The sequence below is a fragment of the Demequina sp. genome, assembly GCF_047975725.1.
Taxonomy (GTDB): domain Bacteria; phylum Actinomycetota; class Actinomycetes; order Actinomycetales; family Demequinaceae; genus Demequina.
The window spans coordinates 19390-44300 of record NZ_JBKEED010000020.1; the positions used below are offsets into that span (position 1 = coordinate 19390).

Here is a 24911-nt window from a genome sequence, read left to right on the forward strand (position 1 = left end):
GGTGGCGTGTGCGCGGAAGGCTGATTGCGGGAGTCATGGTCCCCGTGCTCGTCGTTGGCGGCGGTGCGTACATCGTGGCAGACGCCTACGACAAGGTCCCCGGATTCATCACCGCCCAGCCCGAGCCCGTCGCGCCGGCACCGTTCCTGGCCGCCTCGGCCGTCACGGCCTCGCCCGCGCCGTCGTCACCCGCACGGAACTTGAGCGCCGATGCGCCCGTGCCCTCCGCATCGGCCCTCCAGCAAGCAGCGGAGCAGGTCCGTAGCGACGAGCGCACGGGGGAGTCGACCAACGTGTCCGTCCTGGACGCGCTGACCGGTGAGGTGCTCGCGGATGTGTCCGCGGCGGACACTCAAGTGCCCGCCTCGTCGACCAAGTTGCTCACCGCACTGTCCGCCGTCGCTGACCTGGGCGCCGACTACACGATGACCACCGCCGCGACCTGGGATGCGGCGAGCCAGACTCTCACGCTCGTGGCAGGCGGCGACATGCTGCTCGCGGCGGGGGAGGGCCACTACGGCGAGGGGGACGATGCGAATGGCTGGGCCGGGCTGGCCGATCTCGCCGATGCTGTGGTCGCCACCGTGGGCGATGAACTCACCGGCGAGGTGACGCTCGCGGTCGACGACACGGCATTCGAGGCCGAGCCGCTCAACCCCGAATGGCCCGCCTATGCGAGCCAGCAGGGATACCTGGCCCCCACGACCGGTCTCGCGGTGGACGTCGCCCGCACGACCGACGAGCACTACGCCCAGCGCTGGGACGACCCTTCGCTCGCGGCCGCAGACGACTTCGCGGCGGCGCTGCGCGACCTGGGTGTCACGGTCGGTGAACCGGCGCACGCGGCCTCACCCGCATCGGCCCTCGAGGTGGCAAGCGTGCAAGGCGCGCCCCTGTCGGAGGTTGCGTTCCTGCTGCTGCGCGACTCGGACAACACCATTGCCGAGGTGGTCTCGCTGGTGCATGCGCTCGAGACCGGGCGCCCGACCACCCCCACCGGCGCCGCTGAGGCGACCATCGCCGGGCTGGAAGGGATCGGTGCGCCTGTGGACGGGCTCGTGCTGCTCGACGGCGCAGGATTCTCCGAGAACAACCGGATCGCGCCCATCCACTTGACCGGTGCGATCGTCGCTGGCCTCCAGGCACCCGCCACCGAAGACCTGCTCGACTGGCTGCCCGTTGGGGGACTCGAAGGCACGGTCGGCACCCGCTTCGAGGGCACGACGGCAGCCGGCGCGCTGCGTGCCAAGACGGGCTCGCTCACCGGTGTCACCGCGCTCGCGGGCACCGTCCAAACGGCCGATGGGCGACTGCTCGCCTTCGCGATCCTCGCCGACGGGATGCCCTACGGGCAGGCGCGGCCCAAGGCTGCGTTCGACGAGTTCGTCAACACTTTGGCAGGATGTGGGTGTGACGGATAGGACTGCGCGTGTGACGCATGCGGTGCGGCCATGACCGGCCCCCACCCTTCCGTCGCCGCCGTCCGCAACGCGGTGCGCCAGGCGCTTGACGGCTGCGACATCGGCACCCGCGTGTGGGTCGCGTGCTCCGGCGGCCCCGACTCTCTCGCGCTCGCGGCTGCCACCGGCTACGTGGGCCGCAAAGAGGGCTATCTGACCGGCGCGATCATCGTTGACCACGGGCTGCAGGCGGACTCCGCGGCCGTCGCCGAGCGTGCCGCGGCCGAGGTGCGCCGTGCCGGGATCCACACGGTCTTTGTCGAGAAGGTCGTCGTGGGGCGCGAGGGCGGTCTCGAGGCCGCGGCCCGCAATGCGCGCTACCTCGCGCTCAACAACCGCATCGACGCCGAAGGCGGGCTCAACCCCCACTTGCTCACCGGCCACACCATGGACGACCAGGCCGAGACGGTGCTGCTCGCGCTCGCGCGTGGGTCGGGCGCGCGTGCCCTGTCCGGGATTCCCGCGCGGCGCGGCCGGATTGTGCGGCCGTTGCTGTCGCTGCGGCGCAAGGACACCGTCGCGGCCTGCCAGGCGCTCGGGCTCGACCCCTGGCACGACCCCACCAACTCGCACCCCGAAGGCCCGAAGCGCTCCCAACTGCGCACCAAGGTCATGCCCGCGCTTGTGGACGTCCTCGGGCCCGGCGTGGTGTCCGGCCTTGCCCGCTCAGCCGCTCTGCTCCAAGCCGACGCCGACGAACTGGACAGGCAAGCGCGGTCGGCGATGGGCGCGGCCCCGTCCCAAAACGACGATGAATGGCGCTGCGACATGCTCGCCGCCCTGCCCGACGCCATCCGCTCGCGCATGATCAAGATGCTCGCCGAGAACCGTGGCGCCGGGCCGCTGACCGCCGCGCACGTGGTCGCGGTCGATCAGCTCATCACCGACTTCCGCGGCCAGGGTGCCGTCTCGCTGCCCGGCGGGTACGAGGCCCGCCGCGAGTATGGAAGGCTGGTCATCGCCAGCCCCAGCAACCGGTCCAAGGAGTAGCGCGTGGAAGCCCAGTTCGACATGGACGACTTCACCAAGGTGATCGTCAGCGAGAACGAAATCTCTCGCAAGCTCGACTCCCTCGCCACCCAGATTCGGGCCGACTACCAGGGCAAGGACCTGCTCCTCGTGGGCGTCCTGAAGGGCGCGGTCATGGTCATGGCGGACCTCGCGCGCCGCCTGCCTCCCCAGGTGCAGATGGACTGGATGGCCGTGTCCTCCTACGGCTCGGGCACCAAGTCCTCCGGCGTGGTGCGCATCCTCAAGGACCTCGACGCGGACCTCACCGGCCGCGACGTGCTGATTGTCGAGGACATCATCGACACCGGCATCACCCTTCACTGGCTGCTGGGTAACCTGCGTTCGCGCGGTGCCGCGTCCGTCGAAGTGGCGTCGCTGCTGCGCAAGCCCGACGCCGTCCAGGTGGACGTTCCCGTCAAGTACCTGGGCTTCGACATCCCCAACGAGTTCGTCGTTGGCTACGGCCTGGATTACGCGGAGTCGTACCGCACGCTGCCGTTCGTGGCGATCCTCAACCCGCGCGTCTACGGCGAGTAGGCCCGGGGAGCGGGCGCCGCCCTGGTGGTGCCCCACGCCCCGTCCCGGCGCTGTCTCGCCCCCTCCCCTCGTCGCCCCGCCCCCTGACAGTTTCGAACATTCCCATTCGGACACGCCGCCCGATGGGTGCACTCGGGGCGTGAGTCACGGCGTGTCGCGTCCAGGATGTTCGGAACTGTCGGTTTTGCAGCCGTTGTGGGCCAGTCCCCAGGCGTGGTGTGGTCCTCTCCGTCCACAGGTGACGCCTGCTTCCACGGCGGTGAGGGGTCGCCGGTCGCGAACCTGATGCCATGGATCCGGTGCGGGCATTGCGGCAGACGGGCGGCGTAGGTCGCTGGGCAGACTTGGAGCGCCGTGGGGTATCTCGCGGGGCACTCCTTGACGCGCTGCGACGTGGAGATGTAGACCGGCCTCACCGGGGGTGCTTCGTCCTCCCTGGTACTTCCCGTGAGGCAGCGCTTGCCCTCGTGTTTCGGGCGCAACTCGCATGCGTGTCCGCGTGCGTCGAGGCCGGGCTGCCGGTTTTCCCCAGCCCGACACGGGTCCATTTGCAGGTCCCACGGGACCGGGGCTGTGGTGTGATCGGATCGCGGCCCATCTCCGAGGTCCGCCTCCATCGGGATCAAGAGCACACGCTCATCGAGCACATTGACGCCACGGCACGTTGCTTGGAGCCTCGAGCTCAGCTCGCACTCATTGATGCTGCGCTACGTGACGGCAGACTCTCACCGGGCGACCTGTCAGCGTTGAAGCACGGAACGCTCGAGCGACGGCGGTGGCTGATCGCGAGGGCCGATGCGCGCGCCGAGTCAATCTCAGAGACTTACGCGCGTGCGGCCTTGGTTGACGCAGGATTCCGAGTGGTTCCGCAGCGGGCAGATGGTGACGGCGGCCGGGTGGACCTCGTCGTCGAAGGCGCGGTGGTGGTGGAGCTCGACGGGAGGTCGTACCACTCCAACGCTGCGGCGTTCGCGGGTGATCGCGCGCGTGACCGCAGGTTCATCGTCCTCGGGATGCCGACGCTGCGCTACACGTTCATGGATGTGATCCGGGACTCGCAGCAAATCGTGACAGATGTGGAGGCTGTGCTGTTCCGTCTGGGACGGCTCACCTCGACAGTTTCGAACAATCTGGATCGCGCCGCCCGCGTGTCGCGACCTTGGGACCGCTGAACCCGGGGTGTCTCGCGCGCAAATGTTCGAAACTGTCGGGGCGGGTGGTTATGGCGCAGGCGGGTAGCCGGGGTCGCGGTCGGCGCACGGATGCGGGGCCGTCCGACAGCGCCCACCGCGGTCGCACCAGGCAAGCCATGAGCGAAACCATTCACGGCGCGCACCAGCACTCGCGTAGTCTCTAGAGCACCATGAAGAAGGTCCTCAATCTCCGCTTCATCATCATGCTCGTGCTGTTTGCCGTGCTGATCGGCTGGCTTGTGCCCAGCCTGTTCTCGCCTGGCACCAAGCGGGTCGACACCTCGGCGGGTCTCGAGCTGCTCGATTCCGGGCTGGTGGACAACGCCAAGATCATCGATGGGGACCAGCGCGTGCAGCTGGGCCTGACCGAGGACTTCGCGACCAAGCTCCCGGAGGACGCTCCCGAGGATTGGGCTGATCTGCCCGGCTCGGTCGAGTTCTTCTATGTGGGCCCGCAGGGCGAGCAGATCGTCGATGCCATTGTGAGCGCGGACCTCGACCAGGGTTACGACTCCGATATTGCGCGCACGTCGATCTGGACGTCGATCCTGTTCACGTTCCTGCCCATCCTGTTGCTCGTGGGTCTGTTCTGGTTCCTGATGTCCAGCATGCAGGGCGGCGGCGGTCGCATCATGCAGTTCGGCAAGTCGAAGGCGTCGATGGTGACGCCCGACACCCCGACCGTGAAGTTCGACGACGTTGCCGGTGTCGACGAGGCCGTGGAGGAGCTCAAGGAGATCGAGGAGTTCCTCGAGAACCCCGGCAAGTTCCAGGCCGTGGGTGCCAAGATCCCCAAGGGCGTGCTGTTGTACGGCCCTCCGGGAACCGGCAAGACCCTGCTCGCGCGCGCAGTCGCGGGCGAGGCGGGAGTGCCGTTCTTCCACATTTCCGGATCCGACTTTGTCGAGATGTTCGTCGGTGTGGGCGCGAGCCGCGTGCGCGACCTCTTCGAGCAGGCCAAGAAGAACGCTCCCGCGATCATCTTCGTGGACGAGATTGATGCCGTCGGCCGTCACCGTGGCGCCGGTATGGGTGGCGGTCACGACGAGCGCGAGCAGACCCTCAATCAGATGCTGGTCGAGATGGACGGCTTCGACGTCAAGACCAACGTCATCAAGATCGCGGCGACCAACCGCCCCGACATCCTTGACCCGGCCCTGCTCCGTCCCGGCCGTTTCGACCGCCAGGTGGGCGTCGAGGCTCCCGACCTCAAGGGCCGCCAGAAGGTGCTCGAGGTGCACGCGAAGGGCAAGCCCATCGCCCCCGAGGTTGACCTCGCCGCGATGGCACGTCGCACGCCCGGCTTCACGGGCGCGGACCTCGCGAACGTCCTCAACGAGGCCGCGCTGCTGACGGCTCGCAAGGAGGAGCAGCTCATCGGCCCTCGCGAGATCGACGAGGCGATCGACCGCGTCATCGCCGGCCCGCAGAAGCGCACCCGCGTGATGAACGACCACGACAAGGCCGTGACGGCCTACCACGAGGGCGGTCACGCGCTCGTGGCGGCGGCCATGAACCACACGGACCCTGTCACCAAGGTGACGATCCTGCCGCGCGGCCGCGCCCTGGGCTACACGATGGTGATGCCGCAGGAGGACCGCTACTCCAAGACCCGCAACCAGCTGCTCGACAACCTCGCGTACGCGATGGGTGGGCGCGTAGCCGAGGAACTCGTGTTCGGCGACCCCTCGACGGGTGCCAGCAACGACATCTCCCAGGCCACCGAGATCGCCAAGCAAATGGTGACCGAGTACGGCATGAGCCAGGACATTGGCGCCGTGCGCCTGTCGGGCAGTTCCGGCGAGATGTTCCTGGGCCGCGACATGGGCCATGGCCGCGACTACTCGGAGGCCAAGGCCGCCGTGGTCGACCGCGAGGTGCGCGCGCTGATGGATGCCGCGATGGAGGAGGCCACGAAGGCGCTCCAGGCCAACCGAGCCATCCTCGACGCCCTCGCTGAGGAGCTCCTCGAAAAAGAGACTTTGGGCGAGCAGGAGCTCGCGGAGATCTTCGCCAAGGTCAAGAAGGCCCCCAAGCGCAAGCACTGGGTCAGCGGCGAATGGGCGCCCAAGGTCGCCCCGCGCAAGAAGCCCGTCACCGCCCCGCCGCCGCCCAAGGAGGAGCCCGTCGACACGCTCCCCACCGAACCGGCCGCCGTGCCGGGGGCAACGGCCAGCAGCGCCGATGCGCCCGCTGAGCAGGCGCCTGCCGCACCCCAGCAGGACGCACCGAAGCAGGACGCGCCGAAGCAGGACGCGCCGAAGCCTGACGCACCCAAGTCCGATGGCTGACCCGACCCACGCGCCGGTGGACGTCGAGCCCACGCGTGCAGGCGCATCGGCCGGGATTGACCACGCGCGTGCCGAAGCGGCCGTGCGCGAGCTGCTGCTCGCGATCGGCGAGGACCCGGACCGCGACGGCCTCAAGGACACACCCGGTCGCGTCGCGCGCGCGTACGAGGAGTTCTTTGCGGGCCTTCAGCAAGACCCGGGCGAGGTCCTCAGCACGGTGTTCGAGCTGGGCCACGAGGAGATGATCCTGGTCAAGGACATCGAGTTGTATTCGATGTGCGAGCACCACCTGGTGCCGTTCCACGGCGTCGCGCATGTGGGCTACATCCCGGGCGATGACGGTCGCATCACCGGCCTCAGCAAGCTCGCCCGCCTGGTCGAGGTCTACGCGCGCCGGCCACAGGTCCAAGAACGCCTCACCACCCAGATCGCCGATGCCCTGGTCAAGCACCTGGGTGCGCGTGGCGTGCTCGTGGTGGTCGAGGCCGAGCACCTGTGCATGTCGATGCGCGGCATCCGCAAACCTGGCTCGCGCACGGTCACCAGCGCGGTGCGCGGCGTGATGCGCGACGGCGCCACCCGAGCAGAGGCCATGAGCCTGATCGTGGGTCGATAACGGATGCCCTCAGTGCCGAGGGCGGACCGGATGCTCGTGATGGGCATCCTCAACGTCACCCCTGACAGTTTCAGCGACGGCGGTCGCTGGGATAGCGCCGATGCGGCTGTCACCAGGGCGCTCGAGCTCGCCCGGGAGGGTGCGGACATCATCGACGTGGGTGGGGAGTCCACGCGCCCCGGTGCGCAGCGGGTGGACGCTGAGACGGAGCAGGCGCGAGTGGTGCCCGTCGTGAAGGCGCTGACCGCGCGAGGTATCGCGGTGAGCGTCGACACCATGCGTGCGCAGACGGCACGCGCGGCCGTCGAGGCCGGCGCGTGCATCGTCAATGACGTCTCTGGCGGGCTCGCGGATCCAGAGATGGCTGCCGCGGTCGCGGCGCTCGACTGCGACTACGTCGCCATGCACTGGCGTGCGCACTCGACACAGATGGACGACCTCGACGTCTATACCGACGTCGTGGGTGAGGTGGCAGCGGAACTCAGCGAGCGCATCGGCGCTTTGCAGGCCGCTGGGGTGAAGGCTGAGCGCCTGATCCTCGACCCCGGCCTGGGGTTTTCAAAGGTGGGCGACAGCAATTGGACGCTGCTCGCCGGGCTTGACGTGCTGCGCGGAATGGGACCGCGCATTCTCGTGGGGGCGAGCCGCAAACGATTCTTGGGGGCAGCGATCGCCCGCGACGGAGTGGATGGTGCGGACCCTGCCGCGCGCGAACATGCCACCACCGCCGTGACGACGCTCGCCGCCCTCCACGGTGCTTGGGCGGTGCGTGTGCATGACGCGCGCGCGGCCCGCGACGCCATCAACGTGGTCTCTGCTTGGCAGAACGCCACATTCGCGCAAGAGTGAGGACATGACAGTGCACATGCGCCCGTACGTCAAGGACGGCATTGAGCTGGACCAGATCGCGGTGAAGGGTATCCGCGTTGCTGGCTTCCACGGGGTCAACCCCAACGAGCGCGAAGGGGGACAGCTCTTCTACGCGGATGTGGTTGCGCACGTCAACACTCGGGCCGCTGGTCAGGGCGACGACCTCGCCAAGACCATCAACTACTCCGACCTGGCCGACCGCACGGCCGATGTGCTGGCCGGGTCGCCCTACCAGCTCATCGAGGCGGTCGCCGCACACATTGCGCGCGCGATCCTCGAGTTCGACGGTGTGCAGTGCGTCGACGTGACAGTGCACAAGCCCCAGGCTCCGCTGCACGTCGAGTTCAAGGACGTGACGGTGACTATTCGCCGTGACCTGAATGACGGGACGCTGTGGGCTGACAAGCGCATCGGCTCGTCGGCGGGATTCTCAGACGACCCGGGCGCCCCCGAGGGCTTCCACGCCGCCCGCGACGCCATGGACGTGCGTCCCGCGCAGCCCGTGGGTGCTCTTATCGCGATGGGCGGCAACCTGGGTGAGGTCGAGCCGACCTTCCGCGAGGCGCTCGCCGAGCTGCACCGCGTCAGCGGCGTGTCCGTGCTCGCGGTGTCGCCGCTGGTGCGCTCGGCCCCTGAAGGTGGCGCCGCCCAGCCCGACTACCTCAACGCCGTGGTGCGCATCGAGACCTCGCTCGCCCCGCGCGAACTGCTGGCCGCGATCAACGGCATCGAGATGGTGCACGGGCGCGACCGCACCGTTCCCGGGTCTGCGCGCACGCTCGACCTCGACATCGTGTCATTCGACGGCGTGACGGGCGAGACCGAGGACCTGACCTTGCCGCACCCCCGCGCGCACCAGCGCGGATTCGTGATCCTGCCGTGGGTGGCCATGGAGCGCGACGCCGTACTCGAGCCGCACGGCTCGATCGTCGAGATCGCGCGCGCCGCCCAGTTCGACGGTGTCTCCCTCGCGAGTGCGGACTGGGTCCAGGCCCCGCAGGCCGCCCCGGTCGCCGACCAGGTCGCCGAGCGCGAGGACGTCGTTGAGACGGCCGATGCGGGGGTCGCCCCCGCGGCAGCCGTCGCCGCTGCAGCGGTCATGGCTTCGGCTCCTGAGGAGCCTTCCGCACCGGCGGAGCCTTCCGCGCCTGAGCAGGCCGATCCCAATGCCGTCGTCGCTCCCGAGCAGGTCCCGCCGGAGAGCGTGGTGCCCGCGTACGAGACCGTGCCGTCCGTGCCGACCTCGTACGTGCCCACCGAGTACGTGCCGGCGTCGCAGCCCGAGGCCGCGTCGGAGCCTGAAGCCCCGATCGAGCCCACGCCGGCCGACGACGTGCCCACGTTCAGCGTTCCCAGCGCGGCGGCCAGCGCACCCCAGGCACCGTCCGCTCCGCAGGAGCCGTCCGTGTCGCGCCCCACCTTCCAGCCGGCGCCCGCGTCCGAGCCGCAGGGCTTTGCGCCTGCGCCGGAGCCGCAGGGCTTCGCTTCCGCAGCCGAACAGGCGAGCGCGCCTCGTCCAGTGTCGCCGTACGAGACCCCGGTCTCCCCGTACGAAACCTCCGCGGCGAGCAGTGGGCCAGCTGACGCATCGGCCTTCTTCGCCCGATCGGCGGCCGCAGCTGAGCCCACGTCTGAGCCCACGCCTGCCCCGGTAGCGCCCACGCCTGCCCCCGCCTCGCCGGTGTGGTCAGCCAACGCCCCGGTGCCGGACGTCGCCCCGGCTGCCCCCGCATCGGCCCCACCGCAGTGGGCGCCCGTGGGTGACCAGGCGAGTGCCGCGTCGGCGCCCCCGGCGACCGGAACCGTTCCCACGCGCACGTCGTTCGGCGTGATGCGTCAGACCCCGCCGCCCGCCCCGGAGAGCAACGGCGCTGATTCGTCGCAATAGGTCACCAGTGCAACATCTCACCTGGCAGCGACTGGGCCTCTTGGGCCTGGCATCCCTCGTGCTCTCATGGTTGGTGACCGCCGCCATGGAGCGCTCGGGTGCCACCCCGCTGGCCGTGCCCTGGAGCTTCGATGCCGTGTGTGTCGCGGCGGGAGTCCTGGCGCTGTGGTGGGGCTGGCACGTGCGCCAGTACCTCAAGGGCAAGCGGCCCACGCTCGAAGGGGTGAAGGCCGCGCGCATCGCCGTGTACGCGCAGGCGTGCGCCTATGTGGGCGTCATCATCGCGGGAGCGTGCGGCGGCTACGCCTTGGGACTGGTCGAGTCGTGGTCGCATGGGCCGCGGCGCGAGGTCGCCATCACGGCGCTCATCGCGGCCGGCTGCGCGCTGGTGATGATGGTTGCGGGGCTGATCGCCGAGCATTGGTGCCGCCACACCGACGACGGCGAAGCAGACGAGGGCAAGCGCAAGGCTCCCGACGCCTCTCCCGCGTGACGACTGCCCACGTGACGGCTGCCGGCGCGCCGGCCCCGACAGGGGTGCGCCGTTCGAGGGGGGGGGGAGAGAGAGACGGCGTAGGGCCCGGTGCCGTTTGTCGCAAGCCTTGCTCCTGGCACACTGGACGGTATGACTCTGTTCGAGCCCGACGGCACCGACTGGCATTACGTTTCCCGCAAGCTGATCCCCGCTCGGATCATCACGTTGTGGTTGTGGCTTGCGGTGCCGATCATCGGGCTGGTGGTGCTGAGCGCGTTGACCTCCGAGTGGGTGTACATCTCGGCAGCGACGATCCTGCTGCTGGGCGCGTGGCTGTCGTGGATCATCGTCCGTCAGGTCACCGCGCACGCGTGGGTCGAGCGCGAGGAGGACCTGGTCGTGAAGAAGGGCCGCCTGTGGCGCACCGTGTCCGTGGTGCCCTACGGCCGCATGCAGTACGTCGAGGTGCAGGCCGGACCCATTTCGCGCGCCTTCGGCATCGCGAGCGTGCAGCTGCACACCGCCTCGCCGGGAACTGACGCGTCGATTTCGGGTGTGCCCGAGTCCGAGGCCGCGCGCCTGCGCGATCGCCTCACCTCGCGTGGCGAAGCCAAGCTCGCGGGGCTGTGAGACTGCTGTGAGCGATCCCGTTCCCTCGATCCCTCAGCGTGGCCCGCAGGTGCTGTACCGCGCTCCGCGTGAGTGGACCCGCCTGCACCCCGTGTCGCCGCTGCTGGGCGGCTGGGCCGTCATGGGTGTGGCCGTGTCCATCGCTTTGTACAACGTCTTGCCCAACTGGTGGGGCACCGATGAGGGCCTGCAGGACCTTGCGCGCTTTGCCACGCGGTCCATCCTGTGGTTCGCCGTGGGAATCGTCGTTGTCATGGCGCTCGTGCTTGGCTTCGGTTACTTGGAGTGGAAGTTCAACGAGTTCCGCCTGGCAGACGAGGACATCCAGCAGCGCAAGGGCATTGTTTTCAAGCAGCAGAAACAGGCGCGTCTCGACCGGCTTCAGGCGGTGGATGTCGTGCAGCCGCTGCTCGCGCGGATCTTCGGCTTCGCCTCGCTCAAGATCGAGGTCGCGGGCGGCGAGGGCTCCGGGATCGCGCTGGAGTACTTGCGTCTGGGTGACGCCGAGGCCATCCGCAACGAGTTGCTCGTGATCGCCGCGGGGGTCAAGCGCGCCAAGGCCGCCGGTGCCGACGCTTCGGTTGAGGCGGTCGTTGAGCGTATGGCCGATGCGGGTGAGGCGGGCGCTGTTGGCTCGCCTTCAGCGCTCGATCCGGTTGACGCGGGTATCGAGGGCGCACCGACCGGCACGGATCCTGTTGAGACGGGTATCAACCGAGCGGGGGACACGTATGCGGCCGGCTCGTCGCTGCGTGACGTGGTCGGCATGCCCGCCGGCGTCGCCGAGGTGCCCGCCGCCGAGGAGCGTCAGCTCTACGCCGTCCCGCTGGGGCGCCTGCTCGCGTCGATCGCGATGTCGTGGCCCACAGTGTGGCTCGTGTCGCTACCTATCGTCGTCGGCGGCGTGGTGCTGATCGTCTCTGACGACATCGAGCGTCTTCTCGTGGGGATCGTCACGGGCGGAGCCGCAGGGCTCCTCCCTGCCGTGTTCGGCCTCGTGGGCTATTTCTGGTCCCGGCTGTCGTCGGGCTTTGGCTTCACGGCGGGCCTTGCCGAAGACGGCATTCGCCTGCGTCACGGCCTGCTCGAGACCCGTCGCCAGACCGTGCCGCCGGGTCGAGTTCAGGCGGTGCGCCTCGAGCAGTCGCTGCTGTGGCGGCGTAAGGACTGGTGGCGCGTCACCATCAACGTGGCCGGCTACCAGGACGACACCGAGCGGGTGTCGACCCTGCTGCCCGTGGGCACGCGCCAAGATGCGCTGACTGCGTTGTGGCTCGTGCTGCCCGACCTGGGCGACCCCGATCCCGCTGGCACCATCTCGCTCGCACTGTCGGGCGTGGGCGACCAGGGTGGCTTCACCCCTTCGCCGCGGCGCGCTCGCCTACTCGACCCGATCCAGTGGCGACAGCGCGGCGTGCGCGCCACCGAGCGCGCGCTGTTGATCAGGCGCGGACGCCTGGTGCGCGAGGTCTTCGTCGTGCCCCACGAGCGCACCCAGTCGCTCGCGCTGTCACAAGGACCGCTCGAGCGCCGACGCGGGTTGGCGTCCTTCGCGGTGCACTCCACCAACGGCCCCGTGATTCCCGTGGCAGCCCACCTCGATCTCGCCGACGCCCGCGAGCTGCTTGAGGCCCAGACCCGGCGCGCCGCCGAGCGTCGCCACCGCCAGACCCCCGAGCAGTGGATGAGCGCGGTGGGTATTCGTGACTAAGCCAGGCCGCCTCAGCGTCGGCGTCATCGGAGCCGGCCGAGTGGGGGCGGTCCTGGGGGCCGCGCTTGCGCGCGCGGGTCACGAGGTGGTTGCCGCCTCGGGCATCTCTGAGGAGTCCCGCACCCGCATCGAGGCGTTGCTGCCCGAGGCCGCGCACGAGGAGCCCCAAGGCGTGGTCGCCGCCGCGGACCTGGTGCTGCTGACGGTCCCCGACGACTCGATCGCCGCGGTCGCTGCCGGGCTCGCATCGCTTGGCGCCTGGCGCCCCGGCCAGATCGTGGTGCACGCCTCCGGCCGCTACGGCACCGAGGTACTGGCCGATGCGGCAGCGGCTGGCGCTCTCACGCTCGCCATCCATCCCGCGATGACTTTCACCGGCACCTCGATGGACCTTTCCCGCCTGACCGATGCGACGTTCGCCGTGTCGGGGCCCGCCCCCATTTTGCCCATCGCCCAGGCGCTGGTGGTGGAGATGGGAGGCGAGCCACTCGTGCTCGCCGACCACGACCGCGCGGCGTATCACGCGGCGCTGGTGCATGGAGCCAACCACGTGGTGACGGCGGTGACGCAGGCTGCCGCCACGCTGGCACGCATCGGCATCGAGGATCCAGGCAAGGTCCTGGGCCCGCTTGTGCACGCCTCCGTCGACGGTGCGGTGCGCGACGCCCCTGGTGCCGTCACCATGCTCACCGGACCCGTGGTGCGCGGTGACGCTGGTACCGTAGCGGCCCACCTGGCCGCGCTCGCGGACCAGCCCGAAACCCTGTTTGCCTACCGAGCCATGGCGCGCGCGACTGCCGATCTCGCACTGGCCGGCAGGCGCATCGGCCCTGCGGCCTATGCCGACATCATCGCGACCTTGGGAGTCGACCCGTGATTCTTGCCACCTCTTCCGCCGCGTTGCCCGCCCGCGACGCGCGCACCCGAGCCGTCGTCATGACCATGGGAGCGCTCCACGAGGGCCACCTGGCGCTCGTGCGCCGGGCCCGCGAGGTCGCCGACGAGGTCATCGTCACGATCTTTGTCAACCCGCTGCAGTTCAACGACCCCGGTGACCTCGAGCGCTACCCGCGCACGCTCGAGGCGGACCTCGCGCTGCTCGAACCGCTCGGCGTCGACGCGGTGTTCGCGCCGTCTGCCGAGGTGATGTACCCCGCGCAGCCCGTGGTGACCGTCAGTGCGGGAGCGATCGGAGACGTGCTCGAGGGCGCGCACCGGCCCGGGCACTTCGATGGCGTGCTCACCGTGGTGCTCAAGCTGCTGCACCTGACGCAGCCGGATGTGGCGTTGTTTGGCGCCAAGGACGCGCAGCAGGTGATCGCGGTGCGGGCCATGGTGCGCGACCTCGCCGTGCCAGTCCAGATCGAGGGCGTGCCGACCGTGCGCGACGAGGACGGCCTGGCGAAGTCGTCGCGCAATGTGCACCTCAGTGCGGCCGAGCGCGCATCGGCGCTGTCGCTGTCCCGTGCCCTGTTCGCCGCGCGTGACGCCGCCCGGAATGGTCTCAGCGTCGACACTGTTGTCGCGGCAGGGCGAGCGGTCATGGAGGAGGCGACCCGCGCATCGGCCGACGTGACCGTCGACTACCTCGAGGCGCTCGACCCGTGGTCAGCGGCGCCCCTCGCGGGCGACTACCGTGGAGAGGCGGTGATTGCCGTCGCCGCTCATGTGGGCGCGACGCGGCTCATCGACAATGTGACAGTAACCATCGGCAAGGAATGACCCCATGACCAGCCTTCAGCGCCCCATGATGATCTCGAAGATCCATCGGGCGACAGTGACACAGGCGGACCTGCACTACGTGGGATCGATCACCATCGACGCCGAGCTTATGGAGCACGCAGACCTGCTGCCCGGCCAGCAGGTGGACGTCGTCGACGTCACCAACGGCTCGCGCCTGACGACGTACGCGATTCCCGGCGAGCCCGGTGGCGGCAAGATCTGCATCAACGGCGCTGCCGCTCACCTGGTCAACCCCGGCGACATCATCATCGTGATCGCGTACGGCATGCTCGCCGACGCCGAGGCGCGCACGTTCGAGCCGCACGTGGTGTTCGTCGACGCCGACAACCGGATTGTGCAGGAGTGCGACGACCCTGGCTCGGTGCCCGATGGCTACGGGCTGGAGCGTTCGGGCGTGCCCGTGCACGACTTCCACGCGCGCGGCTGGGAAGCCTTCAAGTCCTAACGGGTATCGGGCGCGCTCGCTGCGTGCAGATCCTGTTCTGATGGGTATCAACCGGCCCCCACCTGTTGATACCCGTGTCGACGTCATTCCGCGCTTCCGCGCGCGCCTGATACCCGTGTCGTGCGCTTTCGAGCAGCACGGGCATCCGCTGACGCCGCGCGCACCCTTTCCCCGCACGCACCGGAGAGAAACTGACTTTCGAAGCGTGCCGCCGGCTTCGAAAGTGCCGGGACTGTTAACGCTCGCATTATCGAAAACGCCGTCCCCTGTTGACCTAGAAATCGTTACCGATATCGTTTTCGAACGTGGGGCAACGCGGCCCGGATGCCGCAGCGCCGTCGCAAAGAAGCGCAGCCACAAGCGTCCAGGGAGCACCAATGAAGCTACGCACCCGCGGGTGGGCATCCGCCTCCGCACTCGCACTGATCGCCACGATGGGCCTCACCGCCCCCGCCGCTACCGCCGCACCACAGACGGTGTCGGACGTCGACTTCTCGGACGGGCTCGAGAACTGGTCGGCCAACGGCGATTCGACGGCGACGGTTGTCAACGACGACAAGCCCTACCTGTCCATCGCCGAGCGCGCCAATGACTACGACGGCATCCGCTCCAACGCGGGCGTGCTGGAGGAGGGCGCCACCAACGACATCAGCCTGCGGCAGCGCCTGGCAGACGACGCCCCCGCCGCGCAGGCCGGAATGCGCCTGGTGGGCCGCGACTCTGGCTACGACTGGATCGGCAACACCACCGTCACCCACGAGTGGACCACGGTCACCGGCACCTGGACGCCCGATGCTGCGGACCCCTACCTCTACCTGGGCACGGATGCCATCACGGTGGAGGGCGCATCGGCCCCGTATACGTACCTGGTCGACGACATCCTCGTGGTCAAGACCGCCGAGCCCGCCGGCGGCGGCGAGTCCCAGGAATGCCTGCCGCTCGAGACCGTCGACTTTGAGGACGATGCGCTCGCCCCTTGGCAGGCCAACAACGCCACGGTGACGGTCGTCACCGATAGCGCCGATGCGTCCAACAGTGTCGCGGTGGTGTCCGGCCGGACCGACACCTGGCAGGGCATCCAGTCAGCGGTCGGCGCGTACGAGGAGGGCGTGGTCTACACGGTGAGCGCGCGGGTGCGCTTGAACGAGCAAGCGGCGGTCCGATTCATCGCCAATGAGCCTGGAGCGTCCAACGAGTACGTCTGGGTCGGCAACGTTGCGGACGTGGCCGCAGGGGAGTGGACCACCATCAGCGGCACCCACACGTTCGGTGCGGGCGCGGCGAGCGCCAAGATCTCGCTCGAAGTGTCGACCACCCAGGACTACGAGGTCGACGACATCACCGTCAGTGCGCCCTGCGGCGACTCGGGTGACGGTCTTGTGATCCCCGACGGGTTCGTTCCTGGCGGTGCGAGCGCGCCTACGGCGACTCAGGTGTCGACGGCGCAAGCGCCCGACGCGGGCGGCTACTACGCCGCACTGACCTTCGACGACGGCCCCAACCCAGGGGAGACCGGTCAGATTCTCGACTTCCTTGCCGAGCACGACATCGCTGCGGTGTTCTGCGTGATTGGCCAGAACATCCAGACCCAGGAGCAGATTGACCTGCTCAAGCGGATGGTGGCCGAGGGGCACGTTCTGTGCAATCACTCCACCGGGTACGGCTCCATGGACGCCCTGACGGACCAGCAAGCGGCGGACGACATGATGGAGAACCTCGCGATCATTCGCGAGGCCTTGGGCGACCCCCAAGCGGCGGTGCCGTTCTTCCGTGCGCCCAACGCGGCCTGGGGCAACACCGCCGCGGTCGCGGTGGAGCTCGGCATGCAGCCTCTGGCGGTCGTCAACACCATCTCCGACTGGGACGACAACCTTACGCAGGATCAGATCACCGCCAACCTTCAGGCGGCCATCAGCCCGGAACGTTCCGGCCAAGTGGTCCTGGTGCACGACGGTGGCGGTGACCGCACCAAGACCGTCAACGCCGTGAAGGAGGTGGTCGCGCAGCGCCTCGACGAGGGGTGGACGTTCACCCTTCCCCAGGGCACCCCCACCGCCGCTGGCACGGTGCTGCTTGAGACCAGCTTCGAGGACGGACTCGACGGCTGGGTTGCGCGTCAGGGCGGCGACACGGACCACACGGTGGCTGCCGTTGACACCTACGCCCAGCACGGCAGCCAGTCTGCCGCTGTGACCGGCCGCGACCATCAGGGCGACGGCCTGGCCGTCGAGGTGACGGGCATCCTTGAACCCGGCCAGAGCGTCGAGCTCAGTGCCTGGGTGCGCATGGGCGAGGGGCAGCCGGCCGGGGACGTGTGGCTCACGCTGCAGCGCACCGTCGGCGAGTCGAATTCCTACGACACGCTCGGCCAATTCACGGGCATCACCAACGCAGGCTGGACGCAGGTGACGGCAACGTTTACCCCCGCGCAGTTCGACCAAGGCGTGCTGTACTTCGAGACCGCCTATGACTCGGGCAATGCGGGCAATACCTCGGACTTCTACGTCGACAACGTGTCGATCAAGATTCCGGACGCGGCCCAGATTCAGGACCTGACGCCCATCAAGGACACGGTCGACTTCCCCGTGGGCGTCGCGATCGACAGCCGCGAGACGGCCGGCGCGGCGCAGGAACTTCTGCTCAAGCACTTCGATCAGATCACCCCCGAGAACCACATGAAGCCCGAGGCCTGGTACAACGCCGAGGGTGAGTTCACGCCTCACGCGGACGCGGACGTCCTCATGCAGTTCGCTCAGGACAATGACCTGCGGGTGTACGGCCACGTGCTCGTGTGGCACAGCCAGACACCCGACTGGTTCTTCGCGGACAGCAGCGGCAGCCCCCTTACGGACTCCGCCGCAGACCAGGCGATTCTCAAGGAGCGCATGCGCGAGCACATCTTCTCCATCGCGCAGTACCTCTCTGACGAGTACGGCCTGTTCGGGTCCGACACCAACCCCTTAACGGCCTGGGATGTGGTCAACGAGGTCATCTCGGACTCGGGCGAGTATGCGGACGGCATGCGCCGCTCGGAGTGGTACCGGATCCTGGGCGAGGACTATGTGCGCTACGCCTTCGAGTACGCGGATCAGGCCTTCAACGGCACCTACGCCGTCGCCGGTGACAGTCGCCCCGTGGCGCTCTTCATCAACGACTACAACACCGAGCAGTCCGGCAAGCGCGCCCGCTATGAGGCCCTCATCGAGCGCCTGATCGCCGCGGGGACGCCCATCGACGGCATTGGGCACCAGTTCCACGTCAACCTGTCCTTCCCGGTTGAGGAGCTCGGCGCCACGCTCGACCAGTTCGCGGCTCTGGGGCTCATGCAGGCCGTCACCGAACTCGACGTCACGACCGGCACGCCCGAGTCCCAGGCCAAGTTCATCGATCAGGGCTACTACTACGAGCGGGCCTTCGAGATCTTCCGCGCGCACGACCTGTACTCGGCCACCATTTGGGGACTCATCGACTCGCGTTCGTGGCGGGACTCGAGCGGTGGGCCGCTGGTCTTTGATGACTCCTACCAGGCCAAGCCCGCGTACTACGGAATCGTCGGAGGCGACTTGCCGGCCCCCTTGCGCACGGCCAACTCCTTCCAAGGCGACGTGGCGCTCGATGCTCTCGCCACCGCATCGGCCGTCTGGGACCAACTGCCGCTGCTGCCCGCCGGTTCGAATGGACAGTTCCAGACCCGGTGGACCCAGGATCACCTGACGGTGTTCGTCTCGGTGGACGATGCGTCGGCTGGCTCGGGCGACGGCGTCGAGTTGGTGGTGGGCTCGGAGACGTACACGGTGGGACGCGATGGTGCCGTCTCCGGTGGGGCCGATGCGGTGGTCGCCGAACGCTCGGGCGGCTACCACGTGGTCGCTCACCTGCCGCTCGATGGCGCCGTGGTGGGCGACCAGGTGCAGGTGGACGTGCGCACGGTCTCGGACGGCGTATCGGACGGATGGAATTCCGCAGGGGTGACGGGCACCGTCACCTTGGTGGAGCCCTTGTCGATCGTGGGAACGGCGCTGGCTGAGAGTGCTCCTGAGATTGACGGCGCCGTGGACTCCGCCTGGAGTGACGCCGCGCCAGTGACGACGGCCAAGGAGGTCTCGGGGACGGACGGCGCGATCGGCACGTTCCGCACACTGTGGAAGGGGCAGACGCTCTACGTGCTCGCGGAGGTCGCCGACCCGGTCGTGGATTCGAGCGGATCCGACCCGTGGACGCAAGACTCCGTGGAGATCTACGTGGATCCGGGCAACGCGAAGAACGGTTCGTACCGCTATGACGACACCCAGATCCGGATTGGCGCCAACGGGGCCGTGTCGTTCGGCACCGGAGACGAGGCGTTCCAGCAGGCGCGGGTGCAGTCAGCCGTGACCGTCGTGGACGGCGGCTACGTGGTCGAGGCGGCGATCAGCCTGCTTGAGTACGGCGGCGAGGGTACATTCCATGGCGTCGACTTCCAGGTGAACGATGCTGCCGACGGGGCTCGCCACTCCATCCGCAACTGGGCGGACCCCAGCGGTGCTGGGTACCAGTCCACTGCCCGCTGGGGTGTGACGGAATTGCTGGGTGCCGATGTCGACCCGGTGGATCCCGTGGACCCGGTCGACCCGGTGGACCCGGTGGATCCTGGGGACCCTGTCGATCCTACTGAACCTGGCGACGGTGGCGGCGACGACAATGGCCCGCTCGACGAGGATGAGGTGACCGAGCGGCCCCGTGGCGGGATTTCTGCACCGTCGTGGGCGCGCGCTGGGCAGACCATCACGGTGTCGCTGGGCTCCGCGTGGGCGCAGCAGGATGTCGAGGTCTACCTGTACTCGGAGCCGACGCTCATCGGTGCACCCGCGGCCAACGCGGCGGGCGCGTTCCAGGTGACCATTCCTGCGGACACCGCCGCTGGCTCGCACACGCTCGCCGTCTACGACTCTGATGGGGCGCTTATTGGCTGGGCGTCGATCGAGATTCTGCCGGCGGTCAGCGGCGGGTTGTCGAGCACCGGGCCTGACGATTGGGGCTCCTTGGCTCTCGTGGCGGTGGCGCTGCTCATGCTCGGAGGCCTCACGGTCGCGCGGGTGCGGGGTGGGGAGCGCCGCACCGTGGGCCAGACGGGTATCAGGCTCACCTGAACCACGCTCATCGCGTCGACACGGGTATCAACCGGCCCCCACCTGTTGATACCCGTGTCGACGTCATTCCGCGCTTGAGCGCGCGCCTGATACCCGCGTTGCCCGGAATCTGGCGCAGGACCGTGGGCCGATAGGTTGTGCGCATGACCCGTTTTGTGCGTCGCCTGTCCGCCCCCGAGCCGGGGTGGACCATCACCGCGGACGTGATCGTCGTCGGGTCCGGCGTTGCCGGGCTCACGGCGGCCCTCGAACTGCGCGCCAAAGTGAACCGCGTGCTGCTGGTGACCAAGGGTGCGCTGAGTTCGGGCAGCACCGTGTGGGCTCAGGGCGGAATCGCTGCGGCACTCGACCCCGAGGACACTCCCCGCGAGCACTTGCAAGACACGCTCGCCGCGGGTGTGGGCCTGTGTTCAGAAGAGGCGGTGGCGGCGCTCGTCACCGAGGGGCCCGACCGCGTGCGGGAGCTCGTGGCGCGCGGCGCCAACTTTGACACCGGGCCCAACGGCGACATCACGCTTACGCGCGAAGGCGGCCACCACCGCGACCGGATCGCGCACGCGGGTGGCGACGCGACCGGCGCCGAGATCTCCCGCGCACTCGTCGCCCAACTGGAGGCCATCCGCACCGACCCGGGTATCGAGGTCATCGAAAACGCGATGGTGGTCGACCTGCTGACCGCCACTCCCGACGGCGACGGACGTCCGGGCCCAGTGTGTGGCGTGACGCTGCACATCATTGGCGAGGGCACCCGCGACGGCGTGGGCGCGGCGCTCGCGAAGTCGGTCGTCATGGCCACTGGCGGCATTGGACAGGTGTTCCGCAGCTCCACCAACCCCGCCTCGGCCACGGGGGACGGGCTCGCCGCGGCCATGCGTGCAGGTGCCACCGTGGCCGATCTGGAGTTCATCCAGTTCCACCCGACGGTGCTGTGGCAGGGCTCGGCGGCCAGCGGACAGCAGCCGCTCATCTCGGAGGCGGTGCGCGGCGAAGGCGCCTACCTGCTTAACGGTGCGGGCGAGAGGTTCATGCTCGAACGCCACGCGATGGCCGAGCTTGCACCGCGCGACGTGGTGTCCAAGGGAATCGTCGCGATGATGGCAGAGGAGGACGCCGATAGCGTGTTCCTCGATTGCCGTCACCTCGGCAGGGGATTCCTCAAGGAGCGCTTCCCGACCATTTGGCAGCGACTCGCGGAGCGCGGCATCGACATGGCCGAGGACCTCATCCCCGTGGCCCCCGCACAGCACTATCACTCGGGCGGCATCCTCACTGATCTGCGCGGCCGCTCCACGCTGAGGGGCCTGTACGCCGTCGGGGAGGCGGCTTGCACTGGCGTTCATGGCGCCAACCGGTTGGCGTCGAACTCCCTGCTCGAGGGGCTGGTCTTTGCGTATCGAGCGGCAGCCGATGCCGCATCGGCCGTCTCCCAAGGCCTGGTGCGACAACTGGAACCCGTGACCCGGCCCGGCCCGGCGTCGTTGGTGCCTGCCGCCACTCGTGCCCAGATTCAGACCATCGCCCACCGTGGAGCCGGGCCCGTCCGCGACGAGCAGGGGTTGGTGCGCGCGCAAGAGCGGCTTGGCGCACTCATGGGTCGGTTCCACACGGAGACGCCCGCGCGTGCCATGCCGCAGACTGCGGAGTGGGAGACCTCCAACGTGCTGACGGCAGCATCCGCCCTGGTAGCGGTCGCCTTGGCGCGCGAGGAGACGCGCGGTGGGCACCTGCGCACCGATTTCCCCGACAGGGACGATGCGCGCTTTGCTGTGCGCCTCGCCGCCAGTCTCGACGGGGATGGCGAGCTACAGGTGCAGCGGGCTCCGCTCGAGCTGGGCTGAGGTGGCACGCGGTCGGCGACCCGAAGTGAACGGTGTTCACCACGGGCGCCGCCGCGTCCCCGCCCCCCAGCGCCACGTTGCGACTTGCGCCGCGATCAACACGATGCGCGCGGTCGCACGCCCCCAAGTGTGACATACGTCACGCGGGCGCGTCGATAGGCGCAAGAATCGTGACCAACATGTGACAAGGGCCTAGTGCGAGCGGGCTACGCTTGATGGCCGTGAGCATGCCTGAAGATCGACCCCAAGACCGTTCGCTGCGAGCCTCCTGGCTCGCCTCTGCCATTGGCGAGGCCCTCGACGAGGACTTGGGCTCCGAGCCCGGCCGCGACGTCACCACCCAGGCCACGATCCCCGCGTCGACGCAGGTCAGCGGCGCGATCGTGATGCGCGAGGACGGTGTCATTGCGGGTATCCCCGTCATCACCGAGACGTTGGGCCAGGTCGCGGAGCGCTTGGGCCTGCCCACCCCCGTGATCGAGCTGCGCGCGACGGACGGCGACCGGCTGAGCGCAGGTGCTCACGTGGCGGACATCTCCGGAGCCGGCCACGTCATCCTCATTGCGGAGCGCACTATCTTGAACTTCCTGTCGCGGGCCTCCGGCGTCGCGACGCACACCCGTCGGTGGGCTGATGCCCTCGAGGGCACCGGCGCGCGCGTGCTCGACACCCGCAAGACCACGCCCGGCATGCGCGAGCTTGAGAAGTACGCGGTGCGCGTGGGCGGGGGAGTCAACAAGCGCATCGGTCTGCACGACTGCGCGATGATCAAGGACAACCACATCCACGCCGCGGGTTCGGTCACGGCCGCCGTCAACGCGGTCGCGCAGCGCTTCCCTGACGTGCCTGTCCAGGTTGAGGTCGAGTCGCCCGAGCAGGCGCGCGAGGCGATCGACGCCGGCGCCCGGTTCCTGATGCTCGACAACATGGACCTCGACGCGATGCGTTCCCTGGTGCGCCAGGTCCGCGAGCTCGAGCCCCAGGTGGGTCAGGTGCGCCTCGAGGCCACCGGCGGGCTCACCCTCGAGCGCGCTCGCGAGGTTGCCGAGACGGGCGTCGACTTCATGTCGGTGGGTGCCCTCACCCACTCGAGCCCCATCGTGGACGTCGCGCTCGACCTGGCCTAGCAGCGGGCGCGAGCCACCGCATCGGCCGGTCTGTCGATCGTCCCCACCTCCCCCTCGTGAACTGCGAACCGCGGTACGCGCGACACGCGGGAGAGGTGGGTGGGACCGTGCGTTCCGCTGGCGTGTCGCGGTGGGACCTGGTTCGCAGTGAAGGGAGCGAGCGCGCCGGTACCCTGGTAGGCGTGACTGAAGCGCCCGAGACCCCTGACATCGACGTTCCCGAGCAGATGCGCGTGCGTCGCGCCAAGCGCGACCGCATCATTGCCGCGGGCGGCGAGGCCTACCCCGTGGGCGTGGGACGCACCCACGAGATCGCCGATGTGCGGGCCAAGTACGACGATGCGATCGAGGCGGGGGAGGAGACCCAGGACGTCGTCGGCGTCGCCGGGCGCGTGGTGTTTGTGCGCAACACGGGCAAGCTGTGCTTCGCGACCATTCAGGACGGCGCAGGCACGCGACTGCAGATCATGCTGAGCCTGGCCGAGGTGGGCGAGGACTCGCTCGCCGCGTTCAAGGCCGATGTCGACTTGGGCGACCACCTGTACGCCCACGGCCGCGTCATCAAGTCGCGCCGTGGCGAGGTGTCCGTGTTCGCCGACTCCTGGGCGATCGCCGCCAAGGCGCTGCGCCCCCTGCCGGTGCTGCACAAGGACCTCGCCGAGGACACCCGCGTGCGCCAGCGCTATGTCGACCTCATCACGCGCCCGCTCGCGCGTGACACGGTGCGCAATCGCGCACACATGATGCGCAGCCTGCGCGAGAGCCTGCACGGGCGCGGGTTCATTGAGATTGAAACGCCTATGTTGCAGACGCAGCACGGCGGCGCCGCGGCGCGTCCGTTCAAGACTCATATGAATGCCTTCGACATCGACTTGTATCTGCGAATCGCGCCGGAACTGTTCCTCAAGCGTGCCGTGGTGGGCGGTATCGAGAAGGTCTTCGAGATCAATCGCAATTTCCGGAATGAAGGCTCCGATTCTTCACACTCTCCCGAGTTCTCGATGATCGAGATCTATGAGGCGTACGGCGATTACGACACGATGGCGGCTCTGACCCGCGAGTTGATCCAGGGAGCCGCGCGCGACGTGTTCGGCACCGAGGTTGTCACCCTTGCGGACGGCACGGAGTATGACGTTTCCGGCCAGTGGACCGAGCTGACGATGTACGGCTCGCTGTCCGATGCGCTGGGCGAGGAGATCACTCCCCAGACCTCGGTCGAGCGACTGCAAGCGCTGTGCGACGCGGTGGAGGTCTCGGTAGACCCCAAGCGCATCAACCACGGCAAGCTGGTCGAGGAGCTGTGGGAGCACTACGTTGCCGACTCGCTCGTGGCTCCGACCTTTGTGCGCGACTTCCCCGTGGAGACCAGCCCGCTGACTCGCGACCACCGCGAGCACGCCGGGATCGTCGAGAAGTGGGACCTTTACGTGCGGGGATTCGAGCTCGGCACGGCCTACTCGGAACTCGTCGACCCCGTCATTCAGCGCGAGCGCTTTGCGCAGCAGGCCCGCATGGCAGCGCAAGGCGACGACGAGGCAATGCCCATCGACGAGGACTTCCTCACCGCGATGGAGTTCGCCATGCCGCCGTCGGGCGGTATGGGCATGGGCATCGACCGACTGCTCATGGCCCTCACCGGCCTGGGCATTCGCGAGACCATCACGTTCCCGCTTGTGAAGCCCACGGAGGACTGACATGGGCGCCTGGCAGGCCATCGCGGTGGGGCTCATTCCGAGCATCGCCGTGGGATTGCTGTTTTGGTATGTGATGCGCGCCGTCGTGCGCGCCGACCGCAATGAGCGCGCTGCGCTCGCCGCTATCGAAGACGAGCAAATGCAATCGGACGCTCCGATTGTGGGCACCGAGGAAGGTCCAACGCGCGAGACCTGAATCGGGTTCCCTTTCCCGCAGTTCGCTGAGAAAATCCTGCGAATCAGCTGCCCCCAA

19 protein-coding genes and 1 pseudogene are annotated in these 24911 nt (G+C 68.7%); all 20 read left to right on the forward strand.

The window, feature by feature from the left end; genetic code table 11:
* The first annotated feature begins 8 nt into the window (after window positions 1–8).
* The 20 genes and pseudogenes from dacB (at window position 9) to ACK5NO_RS06455 (ending at window position 24854) form a co-directional block, all read left to right on the forward strand.
* Window positions 9–1421, forward strand: a complete 1413-nt coding sequence (gene dacB / locus ACK5NO_RS06360; protein ID WP_416811825.1) for a D-alanyl-D-alanine carboxypeptidase/D-alanyl-D-alanine-endopeptidase — start codon at window positions 9–11, stop codon at window positions 1419–1421.
* 30 nt (window positions 1422–1451) lie between these two features.
* On the forward strand, window positions 1452–2450 hold the full coding sequence (tilS, locus tag ACK5NO_RS06365; protein ID WP_416811826.1) for a tRNA lysidine(34) synthetase TilS: 999 nt from the start codon (window positions 1452–1454) through the stop codon (window positions 2448–2450).
* Window positions 2451–2471: 21 nt separating this feature from the next.
* On the forward strand, window positions 2472–3008 hold the full coding sequence (gene hpt, locus ACK5NO_RS06370; protein ID WP_416812005.1) for a hypoxanthine phosphoribosyltransferase: 537 nt from the start codon (window positions 2472–2474) through the stop codon (window positions 3006–3008).
* A gap of 290 nt (window positions 3009–3298) precedes the next feature.
* Window positions 3299–3433, forward strand: a pseudogene (locus ACK5NO_RS06375) (type IV toxin-antitoxin system AbiEi family antitoxin domain-containing protein); the annotation flags it as partial.
* Between the two features lie 243 nt (window positions 3434–3676).
* Window positions 3677–4180: a hypothetical protein gene (locus ACK5NO_RS06380; RefSeq protein WP_416812012.1), complete on the forward strand. Its 504-nt coding sequence runs from the start codon at window positions 3677–3679 to the stop codon at window positions 4178–4180.
* Between the two features lie 191 nt (window positions 4181–4371).
* Window positions 4372–6492 carry an ATP-dependent zinc metalloprotease FtsH gene (ftsH, locus tag ACK5NO_RS06385; protein ID WP_416811827.1) on the forward strand — a complete coding sequence of 707 codons (2121 nt, stop codon included), beginning with the start codon at window positions 4372–4374 and terminating at the stop codon, window positions 6490–6492.
* On the forward strand, window positions 6485–7108 hold the full coding sequence (folE, locus tag ACK5NO_RS06390; RefSeq protein ID WP_416811828.1) for a GTP cyclohydrolase I FolE: 624 nt from the start codon (window positions 6485–6487) through the stop codon (window positions 7106–7108). The genes ftsH and folE overlap by 8 nt, the downstream gene beginning before the upstream one ends.
* Window positions 7109–7111: 3 nt before the next feature.
* Window positions 7112–7957: a dihydropteroate synthase gene (gene folP / locus ACK5NO_RS06395; RefSeq protein ID WP_416811829.1), complete on the forward strand. Its 846-nt coding sequence runs from the start codon at window positions 7112–7114 to the stop codon at window positions 7955–7957.
* Between the two features lie 4 nt (window positions 7958–7961).
* Window positions 7962–9866, forward strand: coding sequence for a 2-amino-4-hydroxy-6-hydroxymethyldihydropteridine diphosphokinase (gene folK / locus ACK5NO_RS06400; protein WP_416811830.1), 1905 nt, complete (start codon window positions 7962–7964; stop codon window positions 9864–9866).
* Window positions 9867–9873: 7 nt separating this feature from the next.
* The gene (locus ACK5NO_RS06405) at window positions 9874–10359 is read left to right on the forward strand and encodes a DUF3180 domain-containing protein (protein WP_416811831.1); all 486 of its coding nucleotides are present in this window, start codon (window positions 9874–9876) and stop codon (window positions 10357–10359) included.
* Window positions 10360–10491: 132 nt separating this feature from the next.
* Window positions 10492–10971: a PH domain-containing protein gene (locus ACK5NO_RS06410; protein WP_416811832.1), complete on the forward strand. Its 480-nt coding sequence runs from the start codon at window positions 10492–10494 to the stop codon at window positions 10969–10971.
* A 7-nt stretch (window positions 10972–10978) separates the two neighbouring features.
* Window positions 10979–12682, forward strand: a complete 1704-nt coding sequence (locus tag ACK5NO_RS06415) for a PH domain-containing protein (protein ID WP_416811833.1) — start codon at window positions 10979–10981, stop codon at window positions 12680–12682.
* A complete protein-coding gene (locus tag ACK5NO_RS06420) occupies window positions 12675–13559 on the forward strand; it encodes a Rossmann-like and DUF2520 domain-containing protein (RefSeq protein WP_416811834.1) in 885 nt (294 codons plus the stop codon). The genes ACK5NO_RS06415 and ACK5NO_RS06420 overlap by 8 nt, the downstream gene beginning before the upstream one ends.
* On the forward strand, window positions 13556–14404 hold the full coding sequence (gene panC, locus ACK5NO_RS06425) for a pantoate--beta-alanine ligase (protein WP_416811835.1): 849 nt from the start codon (window positions 13556–13558) through the stop codon (window positions 14402–14404). Before ACK5NO_RS06420 ends, panC begins: the two co-directional genes overlap by 4 nt.
* Before the next feature lie 4 nt (window positions 14405–14408).
* Window positions 14409–14870, forward strand: coding sequence for an aspartate 1-decarboxylase (panD, locus tag ACK5NO_RS06430; protein ID WP_416811836.1), 462 nt, complete (start codon window positions 14409–14411; stop codon window positions 14868–14870).
* Between the two features lie 377 nt (window positions 14871–15247).
* Window positions 15248–19999, forward strand: coding sequence for an endo-1,4-beta-xylanase (locus ACK5NO_RS06435; protein ID WP_416811837.1), 4752 nt, complete (start codon window positions 15248–15250; stop codon window positions 19997–19999).
* 143 nt (window positions 20000–20142) lie between these two features.
* A complete protein-coding gene (locus ACK5NO_RS06440) occupies window positions 20143–21837 on the forward strand; it encodes an L-aspartate oxidase (protein WP_416811838.1) in 1695 nt (564 codons plus the stop codon).
* Window positions 21838–22064: 227 nt separating this feature from the next.
* Window positions 22065–22964: a carboxylating nicotinate-nucleotide diphosphorylase gene (gene nadC, locus ACK5NO_RS06445; RefSeq protein WP_416811839.1), complete on the forward strand. Its 900-nt coding sequence runs from the start codon at window positions 22065–22067 to the stop codon at window positions 22962–22964.
* A 227-nt stretch (window positions 22965–23191) separates the two neighbouring features.
* On the forward strand, window positions 23192–24658 hold the full coding sequence (gene lysS, locus ACK5NO_RS06450; RefSeq protein ID WP_416812006.1) for a lysine--tRNA ligase: 1467 nt from the start codon (window positions 23192–23194) through the stop codon (window positions 24656–24658).
* Window position 24659: 1 nt separating this feature from the next.
* On the forward strand, window positions 24660–24854 hold the full coding sequence (locus ACK5NO_RS06455) for a hypothetical protein (protein WP_416811840.1): 195 nt from the start codon (window positions 24660–24662) through the stop codon (window positions 24852–24854).
* Window positions 24855–24911: the final 57 nt, after the last annotated feature.